An 8,773-nucleotide genomic window follows, 5' to 3' on the forward strand; every position below is an offset into this window, starting at 1 on the left:
CGTCGTGGGCTGTCTGTTGGTTATCTCAGAGAGGTCGCCGGAGGCGACTGAACGGAGACCCCGTACGGCGCCTGGTGCCAGGGGTCCCCGCACTGCGCCGAAGGCGCCGTGTGGGGGAAGACTAGCCTCTGAGGGCATGGCTGCCATCCCACGTAAGGCGCTGGCCGACGTCCGCCAGATCGCGGCGCGGCGGACGGCTCCGATCGTCCTTGAACTTGATCTGACGGTCGACCCGATCGAAGGCGCCCCCACCGACCCGATCACCCTGGCGCTCGCCCGGCGCCGGACGACCCTGCGGGATGTTGTCGAAGGCCTACGGTACGCGACCGAGGATCCCCGGGTGTCCGTCGTAGTTGCGCACATCGCCGCCTGCGGGATGCCGCTGGCACGTATCCAGGAGATTCGCGCCGCGATCGCCGCGTTTCGTGCGGCCGGTGGCACCGCCATCGCCTACGCGGACACCTTCGGGGAGTTCGGGGGCGGCACGGCGCCCTACTATCTGGCCTGCGCGTTCGACGAGATCTGGCTCGCCCCGCCCGGTGACTGCGGCCTGACCGGTCTCGGGATGGAGGCGCCGTTCCTGCGAGGAGCGCTCGACCGGCTCGGCATCTCCGTCGAGATTGGCCAGCGGTACGAGTACAAGAACGCCGTCAACACGCTGGTGGAGCGGGACTTCACCCCGGCGCACCTGGAGGCGGTCAGCCGGATCATCGAGTCCAGCTCCGACCAGATCGTGGCCGGCATCGCCGAGGGACGCGGGCTGTCCACCGACCGGGTCCGGCGTCTGATCGATCTCGGACCGCTGGCCGGGTCCGTCGCGCTCGACACCGGTCTCGTCGACCGTCTCGGCTACCGCGACGAGGTGTACGCGGCGGCACGGGAACGGGTGACGCGGGGGCCGTTGGCCGGATTCGAGGATGATGGGGAGGGCGCGGGCCGGGACGATGCGCGCCGCGGGCCCGGCGCGGAGCCGGTTCTGATGTACGCCTCCGCCTACCGGCGGTCCGTCGAGCGGTGGGAGAAGTTCCCGGCGCGCCGTGTAGCGGCGCTGGCGGCCGGCGGCCCGGCGGCTTTCTTCTTCCGCGAGGCTCCCGATGATCGGGACGGCTCCCGTCCCGACGGCGCCGGGGAGGCTCACCTCCACCCGGACGAGGCCGCGGGCATCGGGACGAGTGCGCTGGCCCCCTCCGTGACGGCGCCGCATCGCGACCCGAAGAAGGCGGTCATCGCGCTCATCCACGGGACCGGGCCGGTCGTCCTCGGACACGGTGCCCCGGGTCCGTTCTCCGGGCCGGTGCTCGCCGCGGAGGCCACCGCGGCGGCCTTCCGCTCCGCCGCGCGTGATCCCGCGGTGGCGGCGGCGGTGTTCCGGGTGAGCAGCCCTGGGGGTTCCTACGTCGCATCCGACCTGGTCCGCCGGGAGGCCGAGCGGTTCCGGGCCAGCGGTCGGCCGCTGATCGTCTCGATGGGTGACGTGGCGGCCTCTGGTGGCTACTTCGTCGCCCTGGGATCCGATGCGATCGTGGCGAACCCCGGCACGCTGACCGGCTCGATCGGGGTGTTCGCCGGCAAGCAGGTGATCAGCGGCCTGCTCGACAAGGTGGGAGTGAGCTTCGGTGCCGTCGCGGAGGGTGAGCATGCGCTGATGATGTCGCCGCGGCGGCCCTTCACCCCGGGGGAGCGGGAGAAGCTGGAGGAGTTCCTGGACCGGGTCTACGCCGACTTCGTCGACAAGGTAGCGACCGCTCGCGGACTGTCCCGGGACCAGGCGCACCAGCTGGCCCGCGGCCGGGTGTGGACCGGCGCGGACGCCCATGCGCACGGCTTGGTGGACGTCCTCGGCGGGTTGGCGCAGGCGATCGAACTTGCCTGGTCGCGCGCCGGTCTGCCGGCCGGTGAGACCCCGCGGGTGCGGCTGACGCCCAAGCCGTCGGTGCTGGAACGGGTCCGGTCGCCGAAGTCCAGCGAGGACCGCGGGGCCGCCGCGTCCGTGGCCGGGTCGGTGGCCGGGTCCGCCCTGGGCCTGCTCGGCCCCGGTCCCGGTGCCGGCTTCGTCCCGGGCTGGGGGGCGCTGGCACCGCTGGCGGCGCGGCTCGGTCTGCCCTCGGCCGGTCCGCTGGTCATGCCGCCGATCGGGCGGATCGGTTAGCCGGTCCGCACCGGTGGCCCACAACGAACTCGCCGGCCTGTGGGATGCGTGACACCGCCGTCCGCGGGAGGATCGACGTCCGGGTGCCCGACGGCCAGGCAGGCGGTGGAATGACCGTCGGGTGGCCGGTGAATGGACGCGCCGCGGGTGAATGGACGCGCCGCGCCGGGCCGGGACCGGCGTCGCGTCGCCGTGGGGCGACGGTAGTCTCGCAGCGACCGGTTTCGTCCGGACGGCACCGCTCGTCCCGCGCTGCGATCCGCGGCAGGCCATCAGGGTCTGCCCCGGTGGCCTGCCGCGGTGTGGTGGCTTCCGGTCACCGGCTCGTGGCGGTCCGCTGCTGCCACCGCGTCATCGTTCCGTGTCAGAGCGCATACCGGAGGTCGAAGCCGTGCCGTCCATCGAGGCCGTCGGAGCCCGCGAGATCCTTGACTCGCGCGGCAACCCCACCGTCGAGGTCGAGGTCGTTCTGGAGGACGGCACGCTGGGCCGCGCCGCGGTGCCCAGCGGGGCGAGCACCGGCGCCTTCGAGGCTGTCGAGCTGCGCGACGGGGACAACCGCTACGGCGGCAAGGGCGTGACCAAGGCCGTGGCCGCGGTAATCGACCGGATCGGTCCGGCGATTATGGAGTTGGAGGCCACCGAGCAGCGTCTTCTCGACGCGACGCTCATCGACCTCGACGGCACCCCGGGCAAGTCGGCCCTCGGCGCCAACGCCCTGCTCGGGGTCAGCCTGGCGGTGGCCAAGGCGGCGGCGTCGTCGAGTGGCCTGCCGCTGTTCCGGTACCTGGGAGGCCCGACCGCGCACCTGCTCCCGGTGCCGATGATGAACATCCTCAACGGTGGTGCCCACGCCGACACCAACGTCGATATCCAGGAGTTCATGATTGCTCCGATCGGCGCGAGCACCTTCGCCGAGTCGCTGCGCTGGGGTGCGGAAGTTTACCATGCGCTCAAGAGCGTGCTGAAGGCGCGGGGCTTGGCGACCGGCGTGGGCGACGAGGGCGGCTGCGCGCCGAGCCTGCCCACCAACCGCGAGGCTCTCGACCTCATCGCCGAGGGGATCGACAAGGCCGGCTTCGCCCTGGGGACGGACATCGCCCTGGCGTTGGACGTCGCCTCCACCGAGTTCTACGCGGACGGGTCGTACGCCTTCGAGGGCAACTCGCGTAGCGCCGAGTACCTGATCGACTACTATGCCGAGCTCGTCTCCGCATACCCGATCGTCTCCATCGAGGACCCGCTGGCCGAGGATGACTGGGACGGCTGGGTGGCGCTCACCGAGCGGCTCGGTGGCAAGGTGCAGCTCGTCGGGGACGACCTGTTCGTGACCAACCCGGAGCGGCTGGCCCGCGGGATCGCCTTGAAGGCCGCGAACGCCCTGCTGGTGAAGGTGAACCAGATCGGCACGCTGACCGAGACGCTTGACGCGGTGAACCTGGCCCACCGTAGCGGCTACCGGGCGATGATGTCCCACCGGTCCGGCGAGACCGAGGACACCACCATCGCCGACCTCGCCGTCGCGGTCGACTGCGGTCAGATCAAGACTGGCGCCCCGGCGCGCTCGGAGCGGGTCGCGAAGTACAACCAGCTGCTGCGCATCGAGGAGGAACTCGACGACGCGGCCCGGTACGCGGGCGCCGCTGCGTTCCCCCGCCACGGGCAGGCCGGCTGATCCCATGCCGCCGCGGAACACCGCGCTGACCACGAGGGCGACCCTGCTCGCCGTCGTGATCTGCGTGCTGGTCCTGACCCTCGCTTATCCGCTGCGGCTGTACCTGCAGCAGCAGGCCAAGCTCTCCGAGCTGAGCCGGACCAACGCGCAAGCCCAGGCGAGGGTCCATGAGCTGCGGGCGACGGTCGAGCGCTACGACGACCAGGCCTGGGTCGAGGACGAGGCGCGCCGTCGGCTGCATTACGTCAAGCCCGGTGAACGGGCGTACCTGATGCCGATCAAACCGGCACCCACCAAGGACGGCGACGAGACCCGCGGCGGGTCGTCCGGGGGTTCGGCCTGGTACGCCCGGCTCTGGTCGGAGATCTCGACGCCGTAGCGGTCACGGGGCGGGAGCCCCGGCCCCGGTGCGGCGAAGGGCGAAGGAACGGTCCTGGCGGACGGTGATGATGGTGAGGGGGCGAGCATGCTACCGGCGGTGACGGCCGAGGATCTCGAGATTGTGCGCTGTCAGCTCTCCCGCGAGCCGCGAGCCGTCCTCGCGGTGGCTCATCGCTGCTCGTGCGGTCTTCCCGACGTGGTCGAGACCGCACCGCGGCTTGCCGGCGGCACCCCCTTCCCGACCCTGTACTACCTCACCTGCCCCCGGGCCGCGTCGGCGATCTCGCGGCTGGAGGGGGCCGGGGTGATGCGCGAGATGACAGCCCGGCTGGCGGAGGATTCGCGGCTCGCCGCCGCCTACGCCGCCGCCCACCGGGACTACCTCGCCCGGCGCGACGCGCACGAGGTGCTGCCCGCGGCCCCGAGCGCGGGTGGCATGCCCGATCGGGTCAAGTGCCTGCACGTCCTCGTAGCGCACAGTCTCGCCATGGGTCCGGGAGTCAATCCGTTCGGTGATGAGGCCCTTGCGGCTGTTCCCGACTGGGGGCGGCGGGGGCCGTGCGTGGCCGGTGGCCGATGTCCGGGCGTCGACGAGGCCCGCAGCCCGGACCCGCCCCAGGCGGCGGGCCGGCGGGCGACGGACCGACCGGCAGTCGTTCGACAGGGGGATCCGATAGGGGACCCGACGGAGGATCCGATAGAGATCCGATAGGGGATTTGACCGGGGAGGAGAGACCGTGAGTCGGGTCGCCGCGATCGACTGTGGAACCAACTCGATCCGTCTGCTGGTGGCGGACGTCGAGGGATCGACCCTGTACGAGCTGACCCGCCAGATGGAGATCGTCCGGCTGGGGGTCGGGGTCGACCGGACCGGTGAGCTCGCGCCGGAGGCGCTCGCCCGCACCTTCACCGCGCTGCGGGACTATGCCGAGCAGATCGAGCGGCTGGGAGCCTCACGGGTGCGGATGGTCGCCACGAGCGCGACCCGCGACGCGCGCAACCGTCATGAGATCGTCGCCGGGGTCCGCGCAATCCTCGGTGTGGACCCCGAGGTGATCAGCGGGGACGAGGAGGCGGCCCTGTCCTTCGGTGGCGCCATCGGTGACCTCGTCGGCCGAGCCGGTTCGCTTGCCGGTTCGCTTGCCGGTTCGGTCGAGGGCGCGTCGACGGGGGCGGGCGCGGCGGGATCCGACCCGGTCGCCACGCCGATCCTGCTCGCCGACATCGGCGGCGGCTCGACCGAACTCGTCCTCGGGGACGCGAGCGGGGTGCGGGCCGCCCGCTCGGTGAACGTCGGATGCGTGCGGCTGGCGGAGCGGCACCTGCACGATGATCCGCCGACCGGCGCGCAGGCCGCGGCGATCGTTGCCGACGTGCACGCGGCACTCGACATCGCCGCCCGCACCGTGCCCCTGACCGAGGCGGCGACGCTGGTCGGCGTCGCGGGGACCGTCACCACGGTCGCCGCCCTCGCGGCTGATCTCCCCGAGTACGACCCGGCCCGCATCCACCTGTCCGTGACGGCGGCGGAGCAGGTCGCGCAGGTCACGGACCGGCTGCTGAGGATGACGCACGACCAGCGCGCGGCCCTGCCGGTGATGCACCCGGGTCGGGTGGACGTTATCGCCGCCGGCGCGCTCGTGCTGCGCACCCTGGTCGAGCGAACGGGCGCCGCGGCGGTGGTGGCAAGCGAACGCGACATCCTCGACGGGATAGCGCTGGCCCTAGCCGCCGCGCCGGGCGCCCCGGTCACCGGGCCCGAGCGGGCGGCGTTGCCCGTCACCGCCGGCCCGTCGGTATGAGGACCGTTGGTATGAGGACCGGCTGTACGCGGACCGGCGGGGCGGGGTGACGGGCGGGACGGGTGGCCCGGTCCGGTCACGGGGCCCGGTGCGGCCGGGAAGCGGTTGGCCGGGGGACCTCGCCGCCGCCGACACACCGGTCGCAGCCACGCCGGCCGAGGCCCGCGCGTTGGCCGCCGGCGCGACGGGCAGCCGGGAGCTCGATGCCCGGATGCCCGTCTGCCGGGCCTGCCCGCGCCTGGTCACTTGGCGGGAAGAAGTCGCGGCGGTGCGGCGGGCGGCCTTCGCCGAGCAGGCCTACTGGGGGCGTCCGGTGTCCTCGTTCGGCCCGGGCGACGCCCGGATCCTCGTCGTCGGTCTGGCGCCCGCGGCCCACGGAGGGAACCGCACCGGACGCATCTTCACCGGGGACCGCAGCGGCGACTGGCTGTTCGCCTCGTTGCACCGCGTCGGGCTGGCGGCGCTGCCGACCTCGGTGTCCGCCGGGGACGGTCAGCGTCTGACGGCCACGCGCATCGTCGCCGTCGTCCGCTGCGCTCCGCCCGCGAACAAGCCGACCACCACGGAGCGTGACACCTGCCGGCCCTGGTTGGTGCGTGACCTCGAGCTTGTCCGGCCCACCCTGCGGGTCATGGTCGTCCTCGGTGGATTCGCCTGGTCCGCCCTGTGGCCCGCCCTGGCCCAGGCCGGATTCCCGGTTCCTCCGCGCCGGGTGTCGTTCGGGCACGGCGTGCGGGCCGAACTTCCCGTATCCGGGGTGTCGGTCGTCGGTTGCTATCACCCAAGCCAACAGAACACCTTCACCGGCCGGGTCACCGAAGTGATGCTTGACACGATTTTTGGCACGGCGGCGGCGCTCGCGGAAGTGGTTGAGCGGGCCGGGTAAGCCTTTGTCCTTGTGGCCGTCGACACAGAAGGTGAGCCGGAACACGGTCCGGACGCATCGGCACCACGGGCCGAAGACCGCCGGTATTCGTGTCCTGCGTCACGAAAAAAGCTGGGCGGCCAGCCCGAGACCGGGGTGTAACACGGCCCTCGTGGGTACGTTTTTGCCATGGGCTACGGGCAACCACCGCACATCCTCATCGTCGGCGGAGGATACGTCGGCATGTACACGGCCCTGCGGCTGCGGCGGAAACTGCGCCAGGGCGAGGCATCGGTCACAGTCGTCGAGCCCAACTCGTACATGACCTATCAGCCTTTCCTCCCGGAAGCGGCGGCCGGCAACCTTGAGCCACGGCACGTGGTGGTACCGCTACGTAAGGTCCTGAAGGGCTGTCGGGTTGTCAGTGGAAGCGCGCTTCAGGTGTCGCATGGGACACGGACCGCTGTGATCCAACCATCCCTTGGCGAGAGATTTGATCTTAAATACGACATCTTGGTGATGTGTCCAGGATCGGTAGCGCGAACCCTTCCGATCCCGGGGCTCGCGGAGCAGGGCATCGGCTTCAAGAGCGCGGCCGAGGCCATTTATCTCCGTAATCAGGTCATCAGCCGGTTGGACGCGGCCGCCTCGGTGACCGATCCCGCGGTCCGGCGCCGGGCGCTGACCTTTCTCTTCATCGGTGGAGGATATGCCGGAATAGAGGCTCTTGCCGAGTTGGAGGACATGGCCCGCGATGCGTGTTCTTTCTATCCTGATCTGGAACCGACGGATATGCGGTGGGTCCTCGTTGAAGCCGCCGGCCGTATTCTTCCCGAGGTTTCACCCGAAATGGGGATTTATACTCTCCGGCAGCTCGAGCAGCGGGGTATCGACGTCAGGTTGAACACGCGGGTCGAGAGCCTGGTCGGTGGGCGGGTTGTACTGAATAACGGCGAGAAGTTCGACGCGGGCACCATCGTGTGGACGGCCGGGGTGCGGGCGAACCCGATGCTGGCCGACACGGATCTGCCCCTGGACGATCAAGGTCGGGTGCGCGCGACCGTCTTCCTGCAGGTCGACGGGGTGGGTGACGCGTGGGCCGCGGGTGACTGCGCGGCCGTGCCCGACCTGACCAGGGGCGAGGATGTCACAACCAGTCCCTCGGCCCAGCACGCCGTCCGCCAGGCCCGCCGGCTGGCTCTCAACATCCTCGCCGAACTGCGCGGCGAGCCCATCGAACCGTACGAGCACAGCTATGCCGGCAGCGTGGCGTCCCTGGGCCTGCATAAGGGTGTCGCCGAGGTCTATGGGGTCAAGCTGCGCGGCTGGCCCGCCTGGTTCATGCACCGGACGTACCACCTGGGCAGGGTTCCCACCCTCAACCGCAAGACCAGGGTGGTCGCAGACTGGTCGTTGGCACTGTTCTTCCGCCGCGAGATCGTCTCGCTCGGATCCTTCGCCGATCCCCGGGCCGAGTTCCGCCGAGCGGCGATGCCGCCCGCGTTCGCCGCGGCCATCTCCCCAGGCACGCCCGGCACTCCGGCCACGACGGCCACGACGAGCGGGCGGAACGGGACCACTCGCCCCCCCGCTCCCGGTGCCCCCGCGCCCGCCGTCGCCGCCGGCGATGCCGAGGGCGGTGAGGCCGCGTCCCCGGGTGAGGATGTTGTCCGGGCCGCACCGGCCGGCAGGATCTCCCGCGGCCGGTGAATCGTCCCCCGGTCGCGACGGTTCACCGGCCCTCGTGGCTTCGCGGCACTTAGGTGAGGGTGTTTTCCCGCGTCTCCGCTCTGGCCGTCAAGACCAAACCCGACGGCGGGCCCGCCTTTTAGGATTTGCATTGAAATAACTTGATTATTCTATGTCGGGTCTACGGGAAGTGAACATGTAGTTCCACTCGC

7 protein-coding genes are annotated in these 8,773 nt (G+C 71.2%); all 7 read left to right on the top strand.

Annotated elements, in window-relative coordinates:
* Positions 1-136 precede the first annotated feature (136 nt).
* The 7 genes from sppA (at position 137) to AC08OT_RS16555 (ending at position 8,582) form a co-directional block, all read left to right on the top strand.
* Positions 137-2,149, top strand: a complete 2,013-nt coding sequence (gene sppA, locus AC08OT_RS16525) for a signal peptide peptidase SppA (protein ID WP_476594376.1) — start codon at positions 137-139, stop codon at positions 2,147-2,149.
* A gap of 391 nt (positions 2,150-2,540) precedes the next feature.
* Positions 2,541-3,824: a phosphopyruvate hydratase gene (gene eno, locus AC08OT_RS16530; RefSeq protein ID WP_476594375.1), complete on the top strand. Its 1,284-nt coding sequence runs from the start codon at positions 2,541-2,543 to the stop codon at positions 3,822-3,824.
* 4 nt (positions 3,825-3,828) lie between these two features.
* Entirely contained in the window at positions 3,829-4,203 is a 375-nt protein-coding gene (locus AC08OT_RS16535) for an FtsB family cell division protein (RefSeq protein ID WP_462185955.1), read from the top strand.
* A gap of 87 nt (positions 4,204-4,290) precedes the next feature.
* The gene (locus AC08OT_RS16540; RefSeq protein WP_476594374.1) at positions 4,291-4,917 is read left to right on the top strand and encodes a DUF501 domain-containing protein; all 627 of its coding nucleotides are present in this window, start codon (positions 4,291-4,293) and stop codon (positions 4,915-4,917) included.
* A gap of 25 nt (positions 4,918-4,942) precedes the next feature.
* Positions 4,943-6,007 carry a Ppx/GppA phosphatase family protein gene (locus tag AC08OT_RS16545; protein ID WP_476594373.1) on the top strand — a complete coding sequence of 355 codons (1,065 nt, stop codon included), beginning with the start codon at positions 4,943-4,945 and terminating at the stop codon, positions 6,005-6,007.
* An 88-nt stretch (positions 6,008-6,095) separates the two neighbouring features.
* The gene (locus AC08OT_RS16550) at positions 6,096-6,893 is read left to right on the top strand and encodes a uracil-DNA glycosylase (RefSeq protein WP_476594775.1); all 798 of its coding nucleotides are present in this window, start codon (positions 6,096-6,098) and stop codon (positions 6,891-6,893) included.
* Positions 6,894-7,061: 168 nt separating this feature from the next.
* Entirely contained in the window at positions 7,062-8,582 is a 1,521-nt protein-coding gene (locus AC08OT_RS16555) for an NAD(P)/FAD-dependent oxidoreductase (protein WP_476594774.1), read from the top strand.
* Positions 8,583-8,773: the final 191 nt, after the last annotated feature.

The organism is Frankia sp. CgJB1, from assembly GCF_977947065.1.